22 protein-coding genes are annotated in these 24,251 nt (G+C 63.8%); 10 read left to right on the forward strand and 12 right to left on the reverse strand.

The window, feature by feature from the left end:
* Positions 1-67: 67 nt before the first annotated feature.
* Both ACVNHC_RS07680 and ACVNHC_RS07685 read left to right on the forward strand, forming a co-directional pair.
* A complete protein-coding gene (locus ACVNHC_RS07680; RefSeq protein WP_457166869.1) occupies positions 68-1,084 on the forward strand; it encodes an LLM class flavin-dependent oxidoreductase in 1,017 nt (338 codons plus the stop codon).
* Between the two features lie 63 nt (positions 1,085-1,147).
* Positions 1,148-1,690, forward strand: a complete 543-nt coding sequence (locus tag ACVNHC_RS07685) for a hypothetical protein (RefSeq protein WP_457166870.1) — start codon at positions 1,148-1,150, stop codon at positions 1,688-1,690.
* Between the two features lie 9 nt (positions 1,691-1,699).
* Here ACVNHC_RS07685 and ACVNHC_RS07690 read toward each other — a convergent pair whose 3' ends face one another.
* Positions 1,700-2,185 (reverse strand): MarR family winged helix-turn-helix transcriptional regulator, encoded by a 486-nt coding sequence (locus ACVNHC_RS07690; protein ID WP_050471254.1) that lies wholly within the window; start codon positions 2,183-2,185, stop codon positions 1,700-1,702.
* 127 nt (positions 2,186-2,312) lie between these two features.
* On the opposite strand from ACVNHC_RS07690, the gene ACVNHC_RS07695 reads away from it, so the two are divergent.
* Together ACVNHC_RS07695 and ACVNHC_RS07700 are read left to right on the forward strand one after the other, a co-directional pair.
* Complete coding sequence (locus ACVNHC_RS07695; RefSeq protein WP_094463712.1) at positions 2,313-2,738, forward strand: organic hydroperoxide resistance protein; 426 nt, start codon at positions 2,313-2,315, stop codon at positions 2,736-2,738.
* A 122-nt stretch (positions 2,739-2,860) separates the two neighbouring features.
* Entirely contained in the window at positions 2,861-4,066 is a 1,206-nt protein-coding gene (locus ACVNHC_RS07700; RefSeq protein WP_457166871.1) for a lytic murein transglycosylase, read from the forward strand.
* A gap of 70 nt (positions 4,067-4,136) precedes the next feature.
* Here the strand turns inward: ACVNHC_RS07700 and ACVNHC_RS07705 are convergent, their stop codons facing one another.
* From ACVNHC_RS07705 to ACVNHC_RS07725, 5 genes are all read right to left on the reverse strand, one after another.
* Positions 4,137-5,186 (reverse strand): hypothetical protein, encoded by a 1,050-nt coding sequence (locus ACVNHC_RS07705; protein ID WP_457166872.1) that lies wholly within the window; start codon positions 5,184-5,186, stop codon positions 4,137-4,139.
* A gap of 343 nt (positions 5,187-5,529) precedes the next feature.
* Positions 5,530-6,297, reverse strand: a complete 768-nt coding sequence (locus tag ACVNHC_RS07710) for an SDR family NAD(P)-dependent oxidoreductase (RefSeq protein ID WP_019962609.1) — start codon at positions 6,295-6,297, stop codon at positions 5,530-5,532.
* 286 nt (positions 6,298-6,583) lie between these two features.
* Entirely contained in the window at positions 6,584-7,408 is an 825-nt protein-coding gene (locus ACVNHC_RS07715; protein ID WP_457166873.1) for an MBL fold metallo-hydrolase, read from the reverse strand.
* Positions 7,409-7,419: 11 nt separating this feature from the next.
* Positions 7,420-7,878, reverse strand: coding sequence for a cyclic nucleotide-binding domain-containing protein (locus tag ACVNHC_RS07720; protein ID WP_050471401.1), 459 nt, complete (start codon positions 7,876-7,878; stop codon positions 7,420-7,422).
* 42 nt (positions 7,879-7,920) lie between these two features.
* Positions 7,921-10,521, reverse strand: coding sequence for an ABC transporter ATP-binding protein (locus ACVNHC_RS07725; RefSeq protein WP_050471248.1), 2,601 nt, complete (start codon positions 10,519-10,521; stop codon positions 7,921-7,923).
* A gap of 237 nt (positions 10,522-10,758) precedes the next feature.
* Between ACVNHC_RS07725 and ACVNHC_RS07730 the strand changes: the two genes are divergently transcribed.
* Genes ACVNHC_RS07730 through ACVNHC_RS07750 form a run of 5 tightly spaced genes read left to right on the forward strand, consistent with a single transcriptional unit; the run spans position 10,759 to position 16,271 of the window.
* Entirely contained in the window at positions 10,759-11,973 is a 1,215-nt protein-coding gene (locus tag ACVNHC_RS07730; protein WP_122519749.1) for a glycosyltransferase family protein, read from the forward strand.
* A gap of 36 nt (positions 11,974-12,009) precedes the next feature.
* Entirely contained in the window at positions 12,010-13,230 is a 1,221-nt protein-coding gene (locus ACVNHC_RS07735; protein ID WP_457166874.1) for a glycosyltransferase family 4 protein, read from the forward strand.
* Positions 13,231-13,234: 4 nt separating this feature from the next.
* Entirely contained in the window at positions 13,235-14,344 is a 1,110-nt protein-coding gene (locus ACVNHC_RS07740; protein WP_457166875.1) for a glycosyltransferase family 4 protein, read from the forward strand.
* A complete protein-coding gene (locus tag ACVNHC_RS07745) occupies positions 14,344-15,516 on the forward strand; it encodes a glycosyltransferase family protein (RefSeq protein ID WP_457166876.1) in 1,173 nt (390 codons plus the stop codon). Before ACVNHC_RS07740 ends, ACVNHC_RS07745 begins: the two co-directional genes overlap by 1 nt.
* Positions 15,513-16,271, forward strand: a complete 759-nt coding sequence (locus tag ACVNHC_RS07750; RefSeq protein ID WP_457166877.1) for a polysaccharide deacetylase family protein — start codon at positions 15,513-15,515, stop codon at positions 16,269-16,271. Before ACVNHC_RS07745 ends, ACVNHC_RS07750 begins: the two co-directional genes overlap by 4 nt.
* A 110-nt stretch (positions 16,272-16,381) precedes the next feature.
* Here the strand turns inward: ACVNHC_RS07750 and ACVNHC_RS07755 are convergent, their stop codons facing one another.
* From ACVNHC_RS07755 to ACVNHC_RS07765, 3 genes are read right to left on the reverse strand one after another with little or no spacing between them, the layout of a single operon-like run.
* Complete coding sequence (locus tag ACVNHC_RS07755; protein WP_050471242.1) at positions 16,382-16,828, reverse strand: Fur family transcriptional regulator; 447 nt, start codon at positions 16,826-16,828, stop codon at positions 16,382-16,384.
* A gap of 26 nt (positions 16,829-16,854) precedes the next feature.
* Positions 16,855-17,682: a metal ABC transporter permease gene (locus tag ACVNHC_RS07760; protein ID WP_058900269.1), complete on the reverse strand. Its 828-nt coding sequence runs from the start codon at positions 17,680-17,682 to the stop codon at positions 16,855-16,857.
* The gene (locus tag ACVNHC_RS07765; protein ID WP_050471240.1) at positions 17,672-18,592 is read right to left on the reverse strand and encodes an ATP-binding cassette domain-containing protein; all 921 of its coding nucleotides are present in this window, start codon (positions 18,590-18,592) and stop codon (positions 17,672-17,674) included. Before ACVNHC_RS07765 ends, ACVNHC_RS07760 begins: the two co-directional genes overlap by 11 nt.
* A 153-nt stretch (positions 18,593-18,745) precedes the next feature.
* Here ACVNHC_RS07765 and znuA point away from each other — a divergent pair, with 153 nt between their 5' ends.
* Positions 18,746-19,774: a zinc ABC transporter substrate-binding protein ZnuA gene (gene znuA, locus ACVNHC_RS07770; protein WP_374628749.1), complete on the forward strand. Its 1,029-nt coding sequence runs from the start codon at positions 18,746-18,748 to the stop codon at positions 19,772-19,774.
* A 380-nt stretch (positions 19,775-20,154) separates the two neighbouring features.
* Here znuA and cysN read toward each other — a convergent pair whose 3' ends face one another.
* The 3 genes from cysN to pcaQ all read right to left on the reverse strand — a co-directional run bounded on the left by cysN (position 20,155) and on the right by pcaQ (position 24,167).
* The gene (gene cysN / locus ACVNHC_RS07775) at positions 20,155-22,092 is read right to left on the reverse strand and encodes a sulfate adenylyltransferase subunit CysN (protein ID WP_457166878.1); all 1,938 of its coding nucleotides are present in this window, start codon (positions 22,090-22,092) and stop codon (positions 20,155-20,157) included.
* A gap of 2 nt (positions 22,093-22,094) precedes the next feature.
* Positions 22,095-23,000: a sulfate adenylyltransferase subunit CysD gene (gene cysD, locus ACVNHC_RS07780; RefSeq protein ID WP_050471400.1), complete on the reverse strand. Its 906-nt coding sequence runs from the start codon at positions 22,998-23,000 to the stop codon at positions 22,095-22,097.
* Between the two features lie 246 nt (positions 23,001-23,246).
* Positions 23,247-24,167 (reverse strand): pca operon transcription factor PcaQ, encoded by a 921-nt coding sequence (gene pcaQ / locus ACVNHC_RS07785; RefSeq protein ID WP_457166879.1) that lies wholly within the window; start codon positions 24,165-24,167, stop codon positions 23,247-23,249.
* Between the last annotated feature and the right edge of the window lie 84 nt (positions 24,168-24,251).

A 24,251-nucleotide genomic window follows, 5' to 3' on the forward strand; every position in this document is an offset into this window, starting at 1 on the left:
CAAGGGGGACACGAACAGGCCACCCTGCCTGTCCACCCTTTGCACCGCAAACAGCACGGAGGCGCATATGCTGCCCTACAGCATGCTGGATCTTTCCCCCATTCCCGAAGGCTCGGACGCGCGTGATGCGCTGGCCAGCACGCTGGATCTTGCCCGCCATGCGGAAGACCTCGGCTTCACCCGCTACTGGCTGGCCGAGCACCACAACATGCCCGGCATCGCCAGCGCGGCCACGGCCATCGTCATCGGTCAGGTGGCCAATGCGACGAAGCGCATCCGCGTCGGTGCGGGTGGCATCATGCTGCCGAACCATGCTCCGCTGGTGGTGGCCGAGCAGTTCGGCACGCTGGCGACCTTCTTCCCCGGCCGCATCGATCTGGGTCTTGGCCGTGCACCCGGCACCGACATGGGCACCGCCCGCGCCCTGCGCCGCACGCTGCAGGCTTCGGATGACTTTCCGGCCGATGTAGAAGAGCTGATCGGCTACCTCTCCCCGGCCCAGCCCGGTGCGCAGGTGCGGGCCATCCCCGGCGAAGGCACGGAAGTGCCGGTCTGGATCCTTGGCTCCAGCCTTTATGGCGCGCAGCTGGCGGCCCATTTCGGGCTGCCCTATGCCTTTGCCTCGCATTTCGCGCCGCAGGCGCTGGATCAGGCGGTCACCATTTACCGCAGCCGCTTCCAGCCGTCCCGCCATCTTGAGCGCCCGCATTTCATGCTGGCGGTGAATGCCTTTGCCGGGGAAAATGACGCGGAAGGCGCCTATCTGCGCTCTTCCATGCAGCAGGCCTTCGCCAACCTGCGCAGCGGCCGGCCAGGCCCCCTGCCCCGGCCTGTCGGGAACATCCAGGCCGTGCTCGATCCGCAGATGCTGGCCATGGTGGAAATGGCGCTCTCCTGCAGCGTCACCGGCGGGCCGGAAACCATCCGCAGCCAGCTTGCCAGCCTGATCGAGCGCTACCAGCCGGACGAGATCATGTTCAACGGCAACATCCACGATCCCGCCGCCCGCAAGGCCTCCTTCACCCGCACGGTGGCTGCCCTGAAGGATGTGACGGGAGCGATGGCACCCCAGGCGGCCGGGTGAAAATCCGGCCATGGTGGGCGCCAGGGTCTGGACTGTGCTAGGCTGGGGCCAAGGAGTTTCCTGATGCCGACTGCCCGTGCCTTGTTTCCTGTCTTCTGTCTCGCCGCCGCACTTGCGGCAGCGGGAGCCGTGCTGCCTGCGGCCGCTCAAGGGCAGGACATGGTGTGCGATGCCTCGGCGCGGGACTTTGCCAATGCCCATGCGGGCGGCGGGCGGGACATGGGCACCAGCATTCTGGAAGGCGCGATGAGTGGCACGGTTGCCGGCGGCGCCTGGGCTGGCCCTTCCGGCGCAGAGCGCGGCGCCCGCGCGGGAGCAGCGCTTGGCGTGCTCGGCACCATGGCGCAGGACCCGCGCGTCTGGCAGGCGCTCTACGACAGCGCCTACCGGACATGTCTGACACAGAGGTACAGTGCTCCGGCACAGGGAGCGCAGATGCCACCGCCGCCGCAACAGGTTCTCCCCCAGCAGCCTGCACCGTCCGTGCCGCTGGAGGAGTTTCAGTCCTCGGGCGGGCCCTGCGGCTCCAGCGCCAGCTACCGCAAATTTGCGCCCGGCACCCAGCCCTCGACATTTACCGCAAGATCCGGCGGCAATTGCCAGTAGGGCTGGCGCTCAGGCCGTGAGGCTTGCCGTGGCCTTTTCCAGCGCCTGCTGAAGGTCGCCGAGCCTGCGCTTCAGGTCGCGGATTTCCGCAAGATCTAGCCCGGCGGCCCCGCCAAGGCATTCCGGGATCGCCTGACCGGCCTTGCGCATGTCTGCGCCCTTGTCCGTCAGCTTGACGCGCACCTGCCGCTCGTCTGCCGCATCACGGCGGCGGGCGACAAGCTCCATGGCCTCCAGACGCTTCACCAGTGGCGTCAGCGTGTTGGATTCCAGCCCCAGCCGCTGGCCGAGCCCGCCAACCGTCTGGTCATCCTCCTCCCACAGCACCATCATCACCAGAAACTGCGGATAGGTGAGGCCCAGCCCCTCCAGCAGCGGCTTGTAGGCGCGGTTGAAGGCGTGATTGGCCGAATAGATGGAAAAGCACAGCAGGTCCCCGAGGGTGCGAGGACTGGAGCCGCCGGCACTTTCGGGGGAACAGGTGGATGGGGTCATGGGTTACTCCTTCAGGAGAAGAATTTAGTTCGCGCACGATTGAATCGCAACGCTTGACAAGCAGTTATAATCAGACTATCTATCTTTTGCGATTAAATCGCACACGATTTAAATACAGGAGACCGAAATGCCCGTGAACGTTCTGTACACCACCGCAGCCCGCGCAACCGGTGGCCGTGACGGCTCCGCCGAGACTCTCGACGGCACCTTCAAGGTCAGCCTCTCCACCCCGAAGGAACTGGGTGGCGCAGGTGGCGATGCCGCCAACCCGGAAAAGCTGTTTGCCGCCGGCTACTCGGCCTGTTTCCTTGGCGCCATGAAGTTCGTGGGCGGCCAGACGGGTGTGAAGGTTCCCGCCGACACCACGGTCACCGCAACGGTGGGCATCGGCCCGCGTTCGGAAGGCGGCTTCGGCCTTGAGGTTTCCCTCGCCGTTTCCCTGCCGGGCCTGCCGCAGGATCAGGCGCAGGAGCTGATCGAGAAGGCGCATCAGGTGTGCCCCTATTCCAACGCCACCCGCAACAACATCGACGTCAAACTGTCGCTCGCCTGAGCGAAAGCCCTGTCTGACGGACCGGCGGCAGGAGCAATCCTGCCGCCTCCCTTTTGCAGGCGGTTGACGGCTTCCGCCTGACGGGCCACCCTCTCGCAACCTTGGAGAGACGGAGTCGCCCGATGAAAGCCCTTTCCCGCAGCAGTCTCATCCGCACCGCTGCGCTTGCCCTTCTGACCGGCCTTGCCGCTACGCCCGCCTTCGCGGCGCAGCAGAAATGCGGCGGCGATTTCAAGACGTTTCTTGCAGGCGTGGAGCAGGAAGCCGTCGCCAGCGGCGTCCCGCAAGGCATTGCGGCGCGCGCTCTTGCCAATGCCCAGATCGACAAGAAAGTCCTCTCGCGCGACCGGGGACAGGCTGTCTTCAGGCAGACCTTCATCGAGTTCTCCGCCCGCTCGGTCAGTTCCGCGCGCCTGCAGCACGGCGCCAACAACATGAAGAAATATGCGCAGGTCTTTGCCCGCGCCGAGGCGGAATACGGCGTTCCTGCTGCCGTCATCACCGCCTTCTGGGGGCTGGAGACGGATTTCGGCGCCGTGCAGGGCGACTTCAACACCTTCAACGCCCTCGCCACACTGGCGCATGACTGCCGCCGCCCGCATCTCTTCCGGCCGCAGTTGATTGCCGCCCTGCATATGGTGGCCCATGGCGATCTGGATCCCGCCACCACCACCGGCGCCTGGGCAGGCGAAATCGGCCAGGTGCAGATGCTGCCCGAAGACATCATCCGCTACGGCGTTGATGGCGATGGCGACAACCATGTGGACCTGAAGAACTCTGCGCCCGACGCCATCCTGACGGCGGCGCATTTCATCCAGTCTCTCGGCTGGCAGCGCGGCCAGCCCTGGCTCATTGAAGTGGAGACGCCGGACAACCTGCCCTGGACAGACAGCAGCCTCGACAAGACCAAGCCCGTGTCCGAATGGGCGGGCCTTGGCGTCCGGGCCCGCAACGGCACGCTGCCCGCCGGTGGCCTGCCCGCCTCCCTCATTCTGCCGCAGGGGCGCAAGGGGCCAGCCTTCCTCGCCTTCCCCAATTTCGGCATTTACCTGAAATGGAACCAGTCCTTCATCTACACGACGAGCGCCGCCTATTTCGCAACGCGCCTCGCCGGTGCGCCTGTTCTGGCCAAGACCTCGCCGGAACCGGGGCTGGATGATGTCGGCATGCGCGCGCTTCAGACCAAGCTGCAGGCCCGCGGCCATGACGTTGGCAAGGTTGACGGCATCCTCGGCTCCGGCACCCGCCGCGCCGTCCAGGCCGAACAGCAGCGCCTCGGCATCCCCGCCGACGGTTGGCCGACACCGGCCTTGCTGCAGAGGCTGTGAGGGAAAGAAGAACGAAAAAGCCCGGAACCGTACGGCTCCGGGCCTTTCTATTTCACACGCCGGAACGCGGTTACTTCCAGCTCTGGTGATCGGCAGCGGTGCAGCCGTAGGGCGCGCGGTCGTGGCCGAAGCGGGCCTTCAGCTGGTCACAGCCCCAGCGGTTGAGCGGCTCGGGCATCATGTTGTTGATCTCCATGCCCGGCTGCTGGAACGCGGTGGGCGAGCTGGTCACGTACCAGACCCAGAAGCCAACCGCACCCACGATCATCAGCAGGATGATGCCCACGAAAGCCTTCACACCGCGCATCACCACCTGACCGGCCGACGGAGCGGGAGGACCCGCCATCGCCTGCGTGGCAGCCCCTTCATCGGACGGCACGTCGAGGCCTTCCAGCGGCCGCAGAGCGGTCCGGCGCTCTTCCTCGGTCATCTCGATGCGGGCAAGCTGATCATCCGGCAGCACCGGCAGGGCCGAATTGCCATGGCGCACGGCAAGAGCCACCGCATGGCCATTCTGCTGGCCGACAATCATCGGCAACTGGCCGTTTTCCAGCCGTGTATGGGTCACCCGGCCCGTCTTGTCCTCGGCGAGATTGTCCGTATAGGTGATGAAGAGGCTGTCCTTCCTGGTCTCAAATCCGGTCACTTCGACCGGGATTTCCTTCAAGACGGCCGGATTGCGCAGGCGCTTCTGCACCCCAAGGGCGCGGATATACTGGAAGATATTGTAGAGGCAGATACCGAACAGCAGCAGGCAGAAGCCGCCAAGCGTCAGGATACGGTTCCAGAGCTTGTCGAGACCGAGCGTCAGCGTTGCCAGTTCCGGGTTGTCACGGGAGATGACGACGCCCGCCTCATAGTCCCCCATGTGAATGTCGAGGAACATGATGCGCACATCGCTCTGATAGGCCTTGCCGTCGAAACTATAGGCAACCTGTGCCTTGCAGTCGGTGAAGACGCCGCGCCGGGTGGTGCACTGGCCGTTGCGCACATCCCCTTCCACTTCAACCGGATTGAAGCTGATGCGGATGTCACGCCAAAGATCCGGCCCTTCCCATGCGAGAAGGAAAATGCCGAGCGCCAGCACGATGGGCACTGCCCAGAACAGCGCCTTCGGCATGGATACAACATCCCCCTTCAGGGAGAGGGGGCGTGCGGGTAAATCAAGCAGTTGGGGTGCCATGAGACCTCTTTCTCGCAACTAGCAGGTGCGTCCCTGCGAGTTCTACGGAGATGCAAAGTCCAGAACTGGCATCCACATCACAAAGTTCCGCTTTGGCGGCCGTGTGAGCAGATTTCTTCATGGCTGCGGAAGAGGTCTGTGGAAAAGCGCAAGAATGCGCGCTCCTGCCCGGCAGTGATACCCCGCCAAACAAAACAAACGCCGCATCAAGACCTGATGCGGCGCCTTGCAAATTGCCCCTTGGGCATCAATGATTTGCTGCATCAGGCCAAGGCCAGCATCAGCGCGGGGCCATACGGATGGCTCCATCGAGACGGATGGTTTCGCCGTTGAGCATTTCGTTCTCGCAGATGGCCTTCACCAGCTGCGCATATTCGGCGGCCTTGCCGAGGCGCGAGGGGAACGGCACCTGCTCGCCCAGCGACTTCTGCACGTCCTCCGGCAGCCCCAGAAGCATGGGCGTTTCAAAAATGCCGGGGGCGATGGTCATGACGCGGATGCCGGACTTCGACAGGTCACGGGCGATCGGCAGGGTCATACCTGCGATTCCCGCCTTGGAAGCGGCATAGGCCACCTGCCCCACCTGCCCGTCAAAGGCGGCGACAGACGCGGTGGAGACGATGACGCCGCGCTCGCCGTCTGCGGTCAGCGGGTCCTGCGCCGACATGGCGGTGGCTGCATGGGCAATGCAGCGGAAGGTGCCGGAAAGATTGACCGCGATCACCTTCTCGAACAGCTCCAGCGAATGCGGCTCACCGCGCGAGGTGGTCTTGGCGGCGGGGGCAATGCCCGCGCAGTTGACGAGAATACGTTCCACGCCATGGGCGGCGCGAGCAGCGGCAAAGCCGGCCTTGACGCTCTCCTCATTCGTCACGTCGACGCTGACGAACAGCCCGCCAATTTCCTTCGCAACCGCTTCACCCTGCTCCGCATTGCGGTCGAACAGGGCCACCTTCACGCCGCTGGCGGCCAGAAGCCGGGCCGTCGCCGCGCCCAGGCCCGACGCACCACCGGTGACAACAGCCGCAATGGCGGATGAGAGCTGCATGAGTTCCTCCTGTATATATATCGATCAAGCCAATGATTCATATTGGCTTTTACGCATTCATTGACGGTTGCGTCATATACAGGAGACTCTGCGCCGAAAGTCGCAGGCGGTCAAGCCGGACAGCCTTCGGCGAAAGAGGGGATGGCGGAGCAAACTTCCGTAGCGGAGGCGGGGACGTGGAAACAGGGGCACCCGCCCCGGTAAGACCAAGGCTTCCGCTGCTCACGCATCACTCCTTGAAACGGCTCAACGCCGCACGGGCTTGAGAAAATCCCCGCCTGCGGCCTTATGGCCGCAGGATCATGCCTTCCATGGCGGTCAGGCAGCCTGAATAGGCGGCACTTGCGGCGGCGGCAATCTCGTCCATGCCATCATCCATGCGGCGCGGGTCGTGGTGGAAGAGGACGGGCGTCTTCACCCCGGCCTTCTGCGACAGTTCCACCGCCTTCTGCCACGTGGAATGACCCCAGCCGCGATAGGTGGGATATTCCTCATCCGTGAACATGGCGTCGTAGATCATCACATCCGCGCCTGCGACGAAGCGCTCCACATTGGCGTCGATCCCGGGATCGCCATGCTCGTGGTCGGTGATGATGCAGATGGATTTGCCCTGGAAGTCGAAGCGGTAACCGCAGGCCCCCCCCGGATGGTTGAGGCGGATGGTGCGGATCGACAGGCCATCCTGCCGCGGCAGGTTTTCCCCGGCGCGGAAGCTGCGGAAGGTCACTGCCTTCAGCGTGTTGGCGGCCACGGGGAAGATCGGGGGCGACATGATCCGGCAGATGATATCGGTCAGGTCCGTATCGTCCTGAAAGTGACCGGCCCAGGCATTGATGGTGAAAGAGGGGTCATAGGCAGGCTTGAAGAAGGGCAGGCCGCAGATGTGATCGAGATGCGTATGGGTGAACAGCAGGTCAAAGGACCGGCTGCCCTGGGCGCACAGGTCCGCACCGAGCTTGCGCGCGCCAGAACCGCAATCGACCAGAACGAGCGCGTCCCCCGCCCTCAGTTCAAAACAGGTCGTCTCGCCGCCATACTTCAAGGTGCCGGCCCCAGGAGTGGGGGTCGAACCACGCACGCCCCAGCACCGGAGCCAGAAATCTTCCGCCACGCGGCCTCTCCCTATGCTGCCGCTTCACCAGACCTGGCAGCGGCCAGATCGCGGGTGGTGCGCTCAAGACGCTGGGCCAGAGTTCTCATCACTTCCAATGACATATCAGGAAATTCTTTCAAAAGTTTCAGGAAATCGTCCTTGCTGACAGACAGCACATCCATATCGGTTCTGGCAACCAGCGTCGCGGTTCGCGGCACATCGCAGAGAATGGCGATCTCACCGACAATGGAATGCTGGCGGGCGATGGCCACGGTCTGGTCCTGGCCGTTGCTGCGCACCTGCACATCCGCCTCGCCCTTCAAAATGATGAAGGCCGTATCGCCCTCCTCGCCCTGCTCGCACAGATGCTCTCCCGGCTGAAAGCCGATCCGGTCACTGATAAATGCCAGAAGCCGCAATTTGGTTTCATCGATGCCCCGGAACAGGGGCACCTTGCGCAGGGCGTCGACTTCCAGATCGAGAGACACGGCCAACCTCCATTACACCATTACTTGCAGCCAGAGCTTGTTTCAGGCTTGTTCTTCCCTGTTGTCCTGCCGGACGGTCCGGCCCTGATCCATGATCACGGCCTGATCGAATTCCGAGGCTATGTCAGCATGCGCCGTTCCGAACAGTACCGTACGGCCCGCAAGGATCTCCCGCAATATGCGGCGCAACTGTTTGTCATCCTCACCGGGACCGGCGGCAACATCGTCCAGAATAGTGACCGGCGCATTTTTCAGCAGGCCTCTGACGAGCGCAAGCTTGCGGCGCTGGCCGGCGGACAGGCGCGAGCCGCTGACACCCACATGGTAGTCAAAGCCGGTGAAGATGATCGGCTCGCGCAGCCCCTCCTCCTCCACAACCTGCCGCACCAGCGCGTCGATCCGCTGGCGCGCGTCGCGCCTGTCGAGACGGGCGCGGCCGAAGAGCAGATTGTCCTCAATGCTGAGCGGCGGCAGATAGACGGCCGGATCAACCGCGATGAAATTGCGGCTGCCGTCCACCACCTTGTGCCGGAAGTCGCGCCGGGCCTCGACAACCTTCGCCCGCATGTCCTCGTCCAGAACACCCAGGCGGTGGCGGGCGGGAATGAGGCGGAAGGCCAGCGTCACAAGGCGCGCCCGGTCGGCCGGCGTGATCGTGTTCTTCAGGGCTTCGGAACGGAAGGCCCGCACGATCCGGTCAAACTCGGGCAGATCATCCTGCGTGATGAAGGAATAGGTGCTGAGCAGCCCTGAATCGCCGCTGACATTGGCAAAAAGCTCCACCATCGTCTCGGCAATGCGCAGGCCCAGCAGCTGCAGCTTCGTCTCCAGCCCGGTGTCAGACAGGAACTGCTTGACCTCCGGCATGGACGGCATCTGGTCCATCATCACATTGGGGTCAGAGGGCACGGCAAAGAACAGGTTCTCGGCCAGCGAGGCATTCTGGTTGAAGGCGTTGACGTCCCACAGTTCGACCAGCGCGGCGATGCGGCCATCTTCGGCGATCCGTTCGCCAATGCGGGCGCGCACGGCCAGAAGGCGCTCGACAAAGCCCGGATCGCGCGCCGGATCAAAGCGGGACTGGAGGCCAAGGCGGTAGATGTCCCCCTCCATCCCGGCCGCAGACAGCAGCGCCAGCGCCAGTACGTCGAGATCCTCCCGCGAGGCAACGCCCGCAGCCCGCAGATCTTCCCAGGTGGCATGAATATCATGCAGCGGATTGCGGGTCTCCCGCGCCTCGCGCATGGCCCGCAGGAAGCTGTCAAGATCCTTGCCTGTGCGCTGTACCTCGTTCTGCGGCCGGTGCTTCAGTCCGTAATAGAGATTGTCGCGGATGGTGCCGGTCCAGATGTGCACCGCGCCGCCCACATAGGCGATTTCCCGGCCGAGAGTTGCCTCACCCAGCTTCTCCAGATCGTGACCGCCAATCTCCACCCGGCCCGAAGTGGGACTGACCAGCCCTGCGGCAAGTTGCAGCACCTCGGAGCGTCCGGAGCCATCTCCGCCGGCGATGGCGCAATGGGTGCCTTCCGGCACCTTGAGGGAAATGCCGAACACTTCCTGACCTGCCGCGCCGCCGGAGAAGCTGACATTGTGCATCTCGAGCGCACCCGTGAGGCTGGTGCGCTCATCGGCCACCAGCCGTTCGACCGGATAGATGTCCGCGGCGTCGAAGTTTTCCACAACGGTCTGGTATTTCACCTGCACGTCGGCGACGAGCTGGTAATAGGCCAGCAGTTCCTTCCAGGGGCCTGCCAGATCCTTGTAGGCGGCAATCACCGCCAGCAGGGCACCGATGCTGAGATTGCCCTGGATGACCAGATAGCCGCCGATCAGATAGAAGAAGAATGGCGTCAACTGGTTCATGAAGTTATTCACGAACTTGATGAAATATTTCCGGTTGTAGATCTCGTAGCGGATCTTGAAATTTTCATAGAGGCGGTCGGCAATATCGGCAGAGTGCAATGCGGAGGTATCGTTGGCGTGGATCTCATGCACGCCGGTGATCGTCTCTCCCAGCTTGTCGGAAATGACACGGACGTTCTTCACGCGCTGGCGCGACAACAGCACGACCTTCCGCTGAAGCTTCGGGATGATATAGGCCTGAAGCGGATAGGAGCTGACGGCGGCGAGGCCCAGCAGCGGGTCCTGCATGAAGATGAAGCCCACCTGCACCACCAGAAGGCCGCCCTGATAGGCGGGCAGCGCTATGGCATCGCCGACGAAACCGCCCACATCCTCCACCTCGGCGGTGATCATCGGGATGATTTCGCCGGAGCTCACCTTCCGGAAATGCGGCAGGCGGAACCTGAGCACACGTTGAAAAAGTTCAAAGCGCAGGCGGCGCAGCATGCGCTCACCCAGCCGCCCCTTGTAGACGTTGATCCAGAGCTTCAGCCCGTTGCTGACGACAACGAGGGCCAGAAACGTGAGGCAGAGCAGGAAGAGATAGGAGATCTGGTCAAACTCAAATCCCTGAAACTCCCGCGGAAAACCGTCACCCTGCACCGCATCGTTGACGATCTGTTTTGGCAGCTCCAGCAGGATGTAGCTGATCGGATAAGACAGGACTGTGAGAAAAAGAATGAAGAGCTGCTGCCGCGCACTGAACTTCCAGATGAAGCGAAAAAGGCTTTTTTCCATAGGTGAAGTCCAGTCTGGCGAAACTGCGGCCATCCTTGTACTGGTATGACGTTGCCAGTTAACTCGCAACGCCGGATATGCCATAGAGGCAGAAAGTTTTTCTGATCCGCCCCAAAACTGCCGGAATTCAAGAGAGCAAAAGCGCAGGACGGACAGGGATTGGCTTCAGGCCGGAGCGGCTGACGCTCACGGAAAGCCGCGACAGAGACACAAGACGGGGCATGCACGCGGGGGCACATGAAGTCCGAATCGCCACGAATCCTGATCTACAGCCATGACTCCTTTGGCCTTGGCCATCTGCGCCGGTGCCGTGCCATCGCGCAGTCACTGGTCGGCAAGTTCGACACGCTGTCGGTCCTGATTCTCTCCGGCTCGCCCATCATCGGCAGCTTCGAATTCCGCTCGCGGGTGGATTTTGTCCGGATTCCCGGCGTGATCAAGCTGCGCAACGGGGAGTACACCTCCCTGTCGCTGCATCTCAACATCGACCACACGCTGGAGATCCGCTCCTCCATCATCGAGCATACGGCGCAGGTCTTTGCCCCGGACATCTTCATCGTCGACAAGGAGCCGCTGGGCCTGCGCGGCGAGGTGCTGGGCACGCTGGAAATGCTGAAGGAAACCGGCACCCGGCTGGTTCTGGGGCTGCGCGACGTGATGGATGACCCGCAGATCCTGCAGCAGGAGTGGGAGCGCAAGAACGTGCATCCCGCGCTGGAAGACCTTTATGACGAGCTGTGGGTCTATGGCCCGGAAGGCATGTGCGACCCGCTGGCCGGGATCGACCTGCCGCAGTCCGTCTTCGACAAGATGCTCTACACCGGCTTCCTGCGCCGCGACATGCCCAAGGGCGCAAAACTGTCCGAACCCCTGCCCTTTGGCGATGAGCCCTTCATTCTGGTCACGCCCGGCGGCGGCGGCGATGGGGTGGAGATGGTCGACTGGGTGATGCGGGCATATGAATCGCACGGCCGGCCGCTGTTTCCCGCCCTGATCGTGCTTGGCCCCTTCATGCCGGGAGCCGCCGTAACGGATTTCATGGCGCGCGCCGAACATCTGCGCGACGTGCATATCATGCGCTTCACCCCGCAGATCGAGCCTTACCTTCAGGCGGCAACGGCCATCGTCGGCATGGGCGGCTACAACACCTTCTGCGAGATCCTGTCCTTCGACAAGCCGACGCTGCTGGTGCCGCGCATCATCCCGCGCCGGGAGCAGGCGATCCGCGCCGCCCACGCCGAGGAAAAGGGCCTGCTGACGGTTCTGCCGATCGAGCGCTATCCGGAGGTCAAGCCCATGCTGAACGCGCTCGCCGCACTGCCCGGCCAGCCTCGCCCGTCCATGGCGGGCGTCGACAACCTTCTTGGCGGTATCGAGGTGATCGAGACACGCGTCGAGGAAATCCTGTCCGCACGCTCCCGCTTCCAGCAGCCGCGCCGCTCCGCCGTCTGAGCGCGCCCTTCCAGATCAAGACCAGAGGCCCCTCCCATGTCCCGCATTGCTGTTGTCGTGAAAGGCTATCCGCGCCTGTCGGAAACCTTCATCGCGCAGGAAATCCTCGGGCTGGAGCGCCGGGGCATCGGCCAGCTGATCGTTGCGCTGCGCAAGCCCTACGACCCCTTCATTCACGAGCTGCACCGGCAGATCAGCGCCGAAGTGCTGTACCTGCCGGAATATCTGAAGGACGATCCGAAGCGTGTTGCCCGCGCCCGCCGCTGGGCGGAGCAGCAGCCCACCTATGCCGCTGCCCGCGCCCTGTTCGAGGCGGATCTGAAGCATGAGAGCAACGCCGGACGGCACCGGCGCTGGGGCCAGGCCTGCGTCTTCGCCCATGAACTGCCGGAAGACGTGACGTGGATTCACACCCACTATCTGCACACGCCCTGTTCGGTGGCGCGCTATGCGGCGCATCTGTCCGGGCGCGGCTGGTCCTTCTCGGCCCATGCCAAGGACATCTGGACGAGCCCGGAATGGGAGCTCAGGACCAAGCTCGATGACGCTGCCTGGGGCGTGACCTGCACCTCCGTCAATGTGGATTATCTGCGCAGCCTTTCGGCCGACCCTGCCAAGGTGGAGCTGGTTTATCACGGGCTGGATTTCACCGGCTTTCCCGAACCCTCGGGCCGCCCCTCCACCCGCGATGGCAGCGGTGAGCCGGTGCGGCTTCTGTCCGTTGGCCGGGCCGTGGCGAAGAAGGGCTATGACGATCTTCTCACCGCCCTCGCCCGCCTGCCGGAAGAGCTGAACTGGCATTTCACCCATATCGGCGGCGGCGAACTGTCGGACACACTCAAGGCGCAGGCGGACAAGCTCGGCCTTTCCGCCCGCATCACCTGGATGGGCGCGCGCCCGCGTGAGGAGGTGATTGCCGCCTCTCTTGAAGCTGACCTCTTCGTGCTACCCTCCAAGGTGACGAAAAGCGGCGACCGGGACGGACTGCCCAACGTGCTGATGGAGGCCCAGTCCATGGGCCTGTGCTGCCTGTCCACCGCCGTTTCCGCCATCCCCGAGCTGATCGACAACGGCGAGACCGGCATTCTGGTGCCCCCGGCAGATCCCGCAGCACTGGCAGAAGCGATGGCGCGGCTGATCACCACGCCCGCCCTGCGTGATGAACTCGGCCTTGCTGCCTCGCGGAAGGTACGGGCCGAGTTTGCCACTGCGCCGGGGCTCGACCGGTTGGCGGTGAAGTTCAAAGCGCTGGTCTGACGGGATGCGCGCCGCCTTCTACGCGCCGATGAAACCTGCCGATGATCCGGTGCCCTCCGGCGACCGGACCTTTGCGCAGCTCATCCTGCGGGCGCTGGAGACGGGAGGCCATGACACCTGGGTCGCCAGCCGGCTGAAGACCTGGCGCGCTGCGCCGAAGGACCTGCCGGAGGCCCATGCGGCGGCACAGGCTGAGGCGGAGCGGATCATCGGCGGCTGGGAAGCCGAAGGCTGGCGGCCGGAGGTGTGGGTGACCTATCACCTCTATCACAAGGCGCCGGACTGGATTGGGCCTGCAGTGGCTGACCATTTCGCCATTCCCTATGTGGTGCTGGAGGCAAGCCGGGCGCCCAAGCGCCAGACCGGCCCTTGGGCATATGGGTTTGCCGCTGCCGATGCGGCCCTTCAGCGGGCTGACGCGGTGGGCGCGATCCACCGGGCCGATGCGGGCTGCCTTGAGCCGGTGCTGCCGCCGGATGTGCTGCATCTCTTCCCGCCGTTTCTCGATGCAACGCCGTTTCTGAAGCCGCGCCCGGCCCTCTCCGAAGAAGGCCCCGTGCGGCTGCTGGCTGTGGGCATGATGCGCCCCGGCGACAAGGAAGCCTCCTACCGGGTTCTGGCTGAGGCACTGGCGCAGCTGATGGATATCGACTGGGAGCTGACCCTTGTTGGCGATGGCCCCTCCCGCGAGATTTTGGCGCCGCTGTTTCCCGCCGCCCGTTGCCACTTCGCCGGGGCCCTGCCGCCCGAAGCGCTGCCGCAGCAGTATCTCTGCCATGATGTGTTTGTCTGGCCCGCCATCCGCGAGGCCTTCGGCTTCGTCTTTCTGGAGGCGCAGGCCAGCGGTCTGCCGGTGGCAGGCGGCGCCACCTTTGGCGTACCGGATATCGTCGAGGATGGCCGCACCGGACTTCTGTCCCCCGAAGGTGATGCTGGCGCTCTTGCCGCCAGCCTGCGCCGCCTGATCCTGAACCGGGGCCTGCGCAGCACCATGGGAGAGGCTGCCCGCGCCCATATTCTCGCCCGGCATGATCTCACTGCAGGCGCTGCCCGGCTCGATGCCCTTCTCCATGCGGCGCAAAAGCATTATCTGGGTGCGAGGACAAGACCCTGATGACCGACGCCCACACACGCCCCCTGCACGCCTTCATCCATGTTCAGCACCTCCTCGGCACCGGCCACGCGGTGCGGGCAGCGGCCATCGGGCAGGCGCTGGCGGCGCGTGGCGTAGACGTGACGCTGGCGACCGGCAATACCCTGCCGCCGACGCTGGATGTATCCGGCCTCGACATCATCGCCCTGCCGCCGGTGCGCAGCCCCGATGCGGTGTTCAACCGGCTGGTGACACCGGAAGGCGTTGACATTGACGAGGCATGGATGGCGCGCCGGGCAGAGGCCACGATGACGGCATTCACGGCCCGGCCTGTCGATATTCTCCTGACCGAAACCTATCCCTTTGGCCGCCGCCAGTTCGAGTTCGAGCTGGCACCGCTGCTGGCTCATGCCCGTGCCTTGCCGCAGCGCCCGCTGACCGCCAGCTCCATCCGCGACATTCTGGTGCGCAAGCAGCAGATCTGGAAGGAGGAGTGGATGGCGGATCAGGCGCTGGCATCCTATGACCGGGTGCTGGTCCATTCCGATCCGGATTTCGTCGAGCTTGGCGACAGCTTCCCCTTCGCGGAGCGCATTGCCCATCTGGTACGCTACACCGGCTATGTCAGCACGGACGGGCGGCCCGAAGCGCCCGGTGAGGATGGGCAGGACGAAGTGATCCTCTCCTGCGGCGGCGGCGCCGTCTCTGGGGCGCTGATCGAGGCGGCTCTTGGTGCCCGCGCCCTGTCTGCCCGCGCCAATGACGCGCGCTGGCGTCTGCTGGTGGGCCACGACGTGGAGGCGGAAGCCTTCGCTTCCTATGTGGCACGCGCGCCGGATGGCTTGATCGTGGAGCGGGCGAGGCGCGACTTTCCGAACCTTCTTGCCCGAGCAAGGCTGTCCGTCAGTCAGGCCGGCTACAACACGGTGCTGGATATCCTGCGGGCGGGGGTGCCCAGCGTGCTCGTGCCCTTTGCGCAGGTAAAGGAAACCGAGCAGACCCAGCGCGCCGAGGCGCTGGTCAACCATAGCAGAGCCATCATGCTGGCCGAGAAGGATCTTTCTGCCGCCACACTTGCCCGGGCGGTGGATGAAGCCTTGTCCCTGCCCCCAACCGCCACCTCCGTGCGCCTTGGCGGCGCGGAGGCGAGCGCTGACATTCTCCTCAAGGATCTGGAAGAGTTCCGCACATGACGAATGAGCTTGCCGCGTTCCGGGACAGCCTCAAGGCGCATCTCGACTGGTTTGCGGAGCGGGACCGGAAGGTGCGCTTCTGGTGGCGCGACGATGATGCCATCGAGCCGACGCCTGCGCTGGAAGCCATCCTTGGCCTTGCCCGTGCCCACAAGGTGCAGGTGGCCCTTGCCGTCATTCCCCGCACGGCGACGCAAGCGCTTGCCAAGCGGCTGGCGGAGGATCCCCATGCGGTGGTGCTGCAGCATGGCTGGCAGCATCTCAACCACCAGCTCAAGGATCTTGGCGAAAAGGCTTCCGAATTCGGCACGCGGCGGGATGAAACGGAAGCGCTGGCGGAGTTGAAGGCCGGATACGAGAGGCTTGGCCAGCTGTTCGGGACACGCTTTGTGCCTGCCATGGTGCCGCCCTGGAACCGCATCGCCCCCGGCATCGTCCGTCTTCTGCCGGAGGCCGGGCTGACAGGCCTGTCCACCTTCACCTGGCATTACCACGGGCCGCATGTGGTGCAGGCGCATGTGGACATCATCAAGTGGAAGAAGGACCGGCGCTTCATTGGCTGGAAGAGTGCGAGGAAGCGGCTCGACCTGCAGTTTCTGCGCCGCCGCAACACGGACAGGGAACCGCTGGGCATTCTCACCCATCACCTCGTTCACGACGAGGGATGTCAGGCGTTTCTCGAAGACTTTCTCGCCATCGCCGCGCACCATCCCGGTGCAGACTGGCCGGACGTGCCGGGGCTCTTCAGCGAGTAATACCAGCACTCAACGAGCTCGATTTACTGAGTGCTGGTCAAGCCCGTGCGGCGCATGAGCAATTTCAAGGCGTGATGCATCAGCTGCGAAAGCCGTTGCATGAGAAACTGTCACTGCGCGGCAGCGGCATCCTTGCAGGTGCAGCAGAGGCCGCGCAGTTCGATCACCGTCTTGTGCAGGACGAAGCCCTCGCCCTTGGCCCAGCCGCTGAGCCGCTTGGAGACCTCTTCATCGGCAAACTCGGTCACCGAGCCGCAGGTTTCGCAGATGGCAAAGGCCGTGCTGGCGTGATCCTCGCAGGAGGGATGGCGGCAGGCGACGAAGGCATTGAGGCTTTCCAGCCGGTGCACCATGCCCATTTCAACGAGCTTTTCCAGCGCCCGGTAGACCTGCAGCGGCGCACGGAAGCCCTCCACCCTCAGCTTGTCGAGGATGGTATAGGCCGTCAGCGGCCCTTGCGCCTCTTCCAGCGCGCCGAACACCAGGTTCTGGTTGCGCGTCAGGCCCGAGCGGTCGTGGTGATGGTGGTGGTGATGATGGTCGTGGTGGTCACTCATCGTCGCTTCCTTCTCTCCGCCGCCGGTCAGCCCTGGCCCACACTGTCTGCGCGCCGCTTGCGGCCCAGCATGGCCCACGCTGGAAACAGGCTTACACCGAAAAGCAGCATAGCCGCCACCACGATGGAAGGTCCTGAGGGCGTGTCAAAATGCAGTGAGGCAAAAAGCCCCATGACGACGGCACTGGCTCCGACCAGCGCCGCGACCACCGCCATCTGCTCGGGCCCGCCGGACAGCCGCCGGGCGGCCGCAGCAGGAATGATCAGCAGAGCGGTGATCAGCAGCACGCCGACAATCTTCATGGCAATGGCGATCACGGTCGCCATCAGCACCATGAAGATGAGGTTGGCCCGCTGCGGCTGCATGCCTTCTGCTTCGGCCAGATCGGTGTTGACAGTTGCGGCGAAGAGCGGCCGCCAGATCATCGCCAGCACGACCAGCACGGCTGCGCCGCCTGCATAGATGATACCGATGTCCAGCCGCGATACGGCGAGGATATCGCCGAAGAGGAAGCCCATCAGATCCATGCGGATCCAGGTCATGAAGGCCAGGCACACAAGGCCCAGCGCCAGCGAGGAATGGGCGAGAAGCCCCAGCAGCGCATCAGAGGACAGGCCGCCGCGCCGCTGCAGCGTGAGCAGCAGCAGCGACACCAGCGTGCAGATGAGAAAGACCGCCAGCGTGATGTTGACATTCAGCAGGAACGCCAGCGCCACACCCAGCAGCGAGGCGTGGGACAGGGTGTCGCCGAAATAGGCCAGCCGCCGCCAGACGATGAAACAGCCGAGCGGACCGGCCACAAGCGCAACGCCGATGCCGGCCAGAATGGCACGTGTGAAGAAATCATCCAGCATGGCGCTCGTCCTCCTTCACACCGCCGCAAGGCTCCACGCCCGCTTCATGGGCGTGATCATGTCCGTGGTGATGGTGACCATGATGGTCATGACTGTGACTGTGGCCATGGCTGTGATCGTGATGCCCGTCGCCCGGATGGCAGCTGTCGGTGACCGAGCCATCCGCATGGCGGACACGGCCATCGGGCAGATGCTCGTGATCGTGACTGTGCTCATAGACCGCCAGCGCCCCTGCGGCACGGATGCCGAAGAGTTCGCGGTAGGCGCTGGAGCGGGCGACATTGACCGGCGTGCCCCGGCAGCAGACATGGCCATTGAGGCAGATGACCTGATCGGTGGCGGCCATCACCACGTGCAGGTCGTGGGAAATCATCAGGATGCCGCAGCCGATCCGGTCGCGCAGGTCCTTGATCAGGTCGTAGAGCAGGATCTCGCCGTTGTAATCCACGCCCTGCACCGGCTCGTCCAGCACCAGAAGGTCCGGCTTGCGGGCAAAGGCGCGGGCCAGCAGTGCCCGCTGCATTTCGCCGCCAGAAAGGTTGCGCATCTCGGCCTTGATCAGATGGGCGATGCCGGTGGCGGACAGGGCCTCGACGGCTTCGGCTTCGGACAGCGGCGACGTCAGGCGCATGAAGCGGCCGACCGTCAGCGGCAGCGTCCAGTCGATGGCAACCTTCTGCGGCACGTAGCCAACCCTGAGCCCGTGCTTGCGGGCCGAAGTGCCCTCCGTCGGCGCGATGATGCCGAGCGACATCTTGGCCGTGGTGGACTTGCCGGATCCATTGGGGCCGATGAGCGTGACAATTTCACGCGGAGCCACGGTCAGATCGACGCCGCGCACCAGCCAGCGGCCGTCGCGCTGCACGCCGGCATTGGACAATTGGATGAGATGGGAACCGCTGGGAGACAAGCCGGTTGCTTTCCAGTGTGAGGATCGGGGTTGCCGGGACTTATCTCATACGTTATACGATCACGCAAACAATGTAACAACATAACATCACAAGTTCCGCCTGACGCGCCTCCTGCGCCGGGCCTTTCCCCCGAGGACTGAAGGAGACTTCCCATGTCCCAGACTTCCCGCACCGGCTCCAAGAGCCGCCTCGCCCGCGCAGCACTGGCCGGCACGGCCCTGATGCTGCTCAGCCTTTCCCCTGCACTCGCCGCGCCCAAGGTCGTTGCCTCGATCAAGCCGGTGCACAGCCTCGTTGCCGCCGTCATGGACGGCGTAGGTGAGCCCTCCGTCATCGTCGATGGCGCCGCCTCGCCGCATACCTTCGCGCTGAAGCCTTCAACCGCCAAGCTGATCGCGGATGCGGATGTGGTGTTCTGGGTCGGGCCGGAGCTGGAGCCTTTCCTCTCAAAGCCGCTCGAAACGCTGGGCGAAAAGGCCGAGGCCATCGAACTGTCCGAAGCGCCGGGCGTCAACAAGCTGCCGGTGCGCGAGGATGCCAATTTCGAGCCGCATGACCATGGTCATGAAGAGGGCGAAGCAGGACACAGCCATGCGGGGCATGATCACAGTCATGGCCATTCGCATTCGCATGACCACGGCCATGGCCACGAGCATGGCGAGTTCGACGCCCACGTCTGGCTGGACCCGGAAAACGCCAAGGCCATGGCGGACGACATTGCCCACCACCTGTCCGAAGCCGATCCGGAGAACGCGGCCACCTATGCCGCCAATGCCGCTGCGCTGAAGGAAAAGCTGACGGCGCTGGAAACCGAGCTCGCCGCCGAGCTGGAGCCGGTGAAGGACAAGCCCTTCATCGTCTTCCACGATGCCTACCAGTATTTCGAACACCGCTTCGGCGTGCGGGCGGCCGGCTCCGTCACCCTCAGCCCGGAAGTGCAGCCGGGTGCCGAGCGTGTCGCCGCCCTGCGCACCAAGCTGAAGGACCTGGGTGCCGTCTGCGTCTTCTCCGAGCCGCAGTTCGAGCCGAAGCTGGTCAGCGTGCTCATCGAAGGCACGGATGTGCGCACCGGCGTTCTCGACCCGCTGGGCGCGGATGTGGCCAATGGCAAGGACCTCTATTTCGAGGTGACCCGGAACATGGCCGCCTCGCTGAAGTCCTGCCTGTCTGGCGCGAACTGATCGCGCACATAACGTCAAGGCTGAAACATCAAGGGCGCGGAGATGATCCGCGCCCTGTTTTTCGTTGAACGACAGTCATTTCGTCATGGCATGACTTGATCATGCCATCCATGCCGAGACCTCTCACAACGGGCAGTCAGCATGGGAAGACAGCAATGTTGAGGCCTCGCCGGGCAGAAGCGTCACGGCATGGATGCCATGGCCGTAGCCATGGCATGACGAAAATGGTTTGCGTTCCCCGCAACCGGCGGCCCCGCATGTGCCCCGCCTTCAGACTCATACCAAGGCTCTGAGATGCTGACGCATCACGCCTTGAAATTGCTCAGGCGCCGCACGGGTTTGACCAACTCTCGATGAGACAAGCTCATCGCGAGTTGGTCTCAAATCCCCTCGCCGGCCGCGAAATAACCGATGGCGGGGATGATGCCTTCCCGGCGCAGGTGGTTGAGCACTTCCTCGGCCAGAACCTCTGCCTCACGCCCTGCGGTCTTCAGGTGCAGTTCCGGGTTTTCCGGAGCTTCATAAGGGCTGCTGATGCCGGTAAAGTTCGGGATCTCGCCCGCCATCGCCTTCTTGTACAGGCCCTTGGGATCGCGCGCCTTGCAGTCGTCCAGCGGCGTGTCCACGAAGATCTCGATGAACTCGCCCGGTTCCAGAAGTTCGCGCGCCATCTGGCGCTCGGCCTTGAAGGGCGAGATGAAGGACACCAGCGTGATCAGGCCCGCATCAGTGAAGAGCTTGGCCACCTCGCCGACGCGGCGGATGTTTTCCACCCGGTCGCCGTCGGTGAAGCCCAGATCCCGGTTGAGGCCGTGGCGGACGTTGTCGCCGTCGAGCACATAGGTGTGCCGGCCTTCCAGATGCAGCTTTTTCTCCACAATGGAGGCGATGGTGGATTTGCCGGACCCCGACAGCCCGGTGAACCACAGCACCACCGGCTTCTGCCGCAGGCTCTCGCTGCGCGCCGCCTTGTCCACGTCCAGCGCCTGCCAGTGGATGTTGCTGGCCCGGCGCAGCGCATGGGCCACCATGCCCGCCCCCACCGTCGCATTGGTCATGCGGTCGATCAGGATGAAGGCACCGGTCGTGCGGTTGTCCTTGTAGGCGTCAAAGGCGACGGCACCGGACAGCGCGAGATTGCAAAGGCCAATCTCGTTCAGCGCCAGCGTCTTGGCCGCCGTCTGCTCGAAGGTGTTGACGTTGATCTTGTGGCGGATGTCGGTAACGGAGGCAGCCAGCGTGCGTGCGCCGATCTTCATGAGATAGGAGCGGCCCGGCAGCAGGGCGTCTTCCGCCATCCAGATCACATGGGCGGAGAACTGGTCCGCCACATCAGGCCGTGCCTGCACCGGCGCCAGCACGTCGCCGCGTGAAATATCGATCTCGTCCTTGAGAACGATGGTCACCGCCTCACCGGCCCTTGCGCTGTCCACATCCCCGCCCGCACCCAGAATGCGGGTGACCGGGGACGTCTTGCCGGAAGCTGCAACGATCAGTTCCTCTCCCAAGGACACGCGGCCGCTGGCGATGGTGCCGGAATAGCCGCGGAAGTCTAGGTTCGGGCGGTTCACCCACTGCACGGGGAACCGGAAGGTGCGGGCCTCCTCAGCCCCGTTCACATCGACGCTTTCCAGATGCTCCAGCAGCACCGGACCATCATACCAGGGCATGCGGGCGCTGCGAGTGGTGACATTGTCGCCATAGCGGGCGGAGATGGGGATCGCCTGGAGCGTCTCGAAGCCGAAGCCACGGGCCAGCTCCTCGAAGGCCTCCCGGATTTCGTTGAAACGCTCCTGCGAGAAATCCACCAGGTCGATCTTGTTCACCGCCAGCACCGCGTGGCGGATGCCCAGCAGAGAGGCAATGAAGGCATGGCGGCGGGTCTGGGTCATCAGCCCGTGGCGGGCATCGACCAGCAGCACGGCGAGATCAGCCGTCGAGGCACCAGTCGCCATGTTGCGGGTGTATTGCTCGTGGCCCGGCGTGTCGGCAACGATGAACTTGCGCTTGTCCGTGGCAAAGAAGCGGTAGGCCACGTCAATGGTGATGCCCTGCTCGCGCTCGGCCTCAAGACCATCCACCAGCAGGGCAAGGTCCATATCCTCGCCCACGGTGCCGTGCTTGCGGCTGTCCTTTTCGAGTGCTGCCAGCTGGTCCTCGAAGATCAGCTTCGTGTCATAGAGCAGGCGCCCGATCAGGGTGGACTTGCCGTCGTCGACGCTGCCGCAGGTGAGGAAGCGCAGCTGGTCCTTGTTTTCCTGCGAACGGATATAGTCGAGCACGGCCTCTTCGGACGTGAGCTTTTCGGAGAAGTCCATGATCAGAAATACCCCTCGCGCTTCTTCTTTTCCATGGAGGCGCTGTCGTCGTGGTCGATCAGGCGGCCGGAGCGTTCGGATGTGCGCGCAATCAGCATCTCGCGCAGGATGGCCGGCAGCGTGTCAGCCTCCGATTCAATGGCACCGGTCAGCGGGTAGCAGCCGAGCGTGCGGAAGCGGACGGATTTTTCCTCCACCGTTTCCCCGGCCCGCAGTTTCATCCGGTCGTCATCGACCATGATCAGCATGCCGTCACGCTCCACCACCGGGCGGGGTGCGGCGTAATAGAGCGGCACCATGGGGATGTTTTCCGCCAGGATGTACTGCCAGATGTCCAGCTCGGTCCAGTTGGACAGGGGGAAGGCGCGGATGGATTCGCCCTTCGCCACACGGGCGTTGTAGAGGTTCCACAGTTCCGGCCGCTGGTTCTTCGGGTCCCAGGTGTGGGCCGCCGTGCGGAAGGAAAAGACGCGCTCCTTGGCGCGGGACTTTTCCTCGTCGCGGCGCGCGCCGCCAAAGGCCGCATCGAAGCCGTATTTCGTCAGCGCCTGCTTCAGCGCCTCGGTCTTCATGATGTGGGTGTGGACCTGCGAGCCGTGGTCGAACGGATTGATGTTCTGCGCCAGCCCGTCCGGGTTGGTGTGAACGATCAGTTCCAGCCCGAGCCGCTTCACGGTCTCGTCGCGGAAAGTGATCATCTCGCGGAACTTCCAGCCCGTATCCACATGCAGGAAGGGGAAAGGCGGCTTGGACGGATAGAAGGCCTTCATCGCCAGATGGAGCATCACGGAGGAGTCCTTGCCGATGGAATAGAGCATCACCGGATTGCGGAACTCTGCCGCCACCTCGCGGATGATGTGAATGCTCTCCGCCTCAAGGCGCCGGAGATTGCTGAGCCGGTCTGACATGCGATTGCCTTCTTCCACTCCCTCTTCCCGCTGCGCTGCTGCGCCGGGAAACATGTGCGCGAGACTATAGGGCGTTGCCCTTGCGCATAAGAAATAGTTTTGCGCAGATTGCCAGAAGCTGGACCTTTACTCCCGCTTTTTGAAGCCATGAGAGAAATCCCTTCGGCAGCATCAATTTGCACGCGGTGCCGCGCAGCGTGCATGGACACAGGCCGTGCCCGCTGCACCGGGGCATGTATCAATCGGTCAGCGCGCCTTTTCGGCGGCAAAGCGCAGGCAGGCCTGCATCAGGATCAGCGCCGGTGTCGGCGGCGTGTCGGCGCGGGTGGTCAGCCCCACCGGCCCCAGCGTTTCCGCCGTCTTTACCGGCAGTTCCACCAGATCGCCATTGGCGATGTCGCGGGCAACAACGCCGCTGGAGATGATCCACACCGCGTCACTGTCCAGCGTGTAGATGCGGCCGAACGTGTCGGAGATGGTCTCCACCCGCTTCGGTAAATGGCTGACGCCGTTGGCAATCATCAGCCGCTCCACATAAGGCCGGATGATCGCCTCGCGCGTTGGATAAAGCACGGTGAAATCCGCGATCCGCGCCAGATCCGCCGAAGGCTCGTCCAGCAGCGGATGCCCCCGGCGCACCACCAGCGACACGCTTTCGGAATAAAGATGCGTGAAAGACAGGCCCTGCATCTGTTCAGGATCTGCAAGCCGCCCGACGACGAGATCCAGTTCCCCCACCCTGAGACGCCCTAGCAGAAAGCGGTTGGGGCCCGCTTCCATCGTCAGAACCGTGCCGATGGCCTCTGCCTCGAAGCGCTGCACCGCCTCCGGGAAGATGCGCGCTGCGACACTTGGCAGCACGCCGACATTCAGGAACGAATCCCCCGACATGCGCGCCTGCGCCACGCTGTCGAGCCCCTGCTTCAGCGCGGCAAGGCTGGCACCTGCATAATGCAGCAGCACGTCGCCGAACTGGGTCAGTTCCACGCCCTTGCGCGAGCGTTCGAACAGGCGCACGCCAAGAATGTCCTCCAGCTCCTTCAGGGTCTTCGAAACAGCTGGCTGGGTGATGGCCAGTGCATCGGCGGCCTTCACCAGACTGCGCCTGCGGGCCACCTCCAGAAAGCACTGGATGTGGCGGTATTTCACCCGGCCATCAATGATCATGCATTCCCTCCGGTTATGTTGACTGGACAATTTGTCATTTTACATAACCGATTAATGAATGAAATAGTCTGCCTCAGGAGAAGA

The organism is Pannonibacter sp. Q-1 (assembly GCF_054073275.1).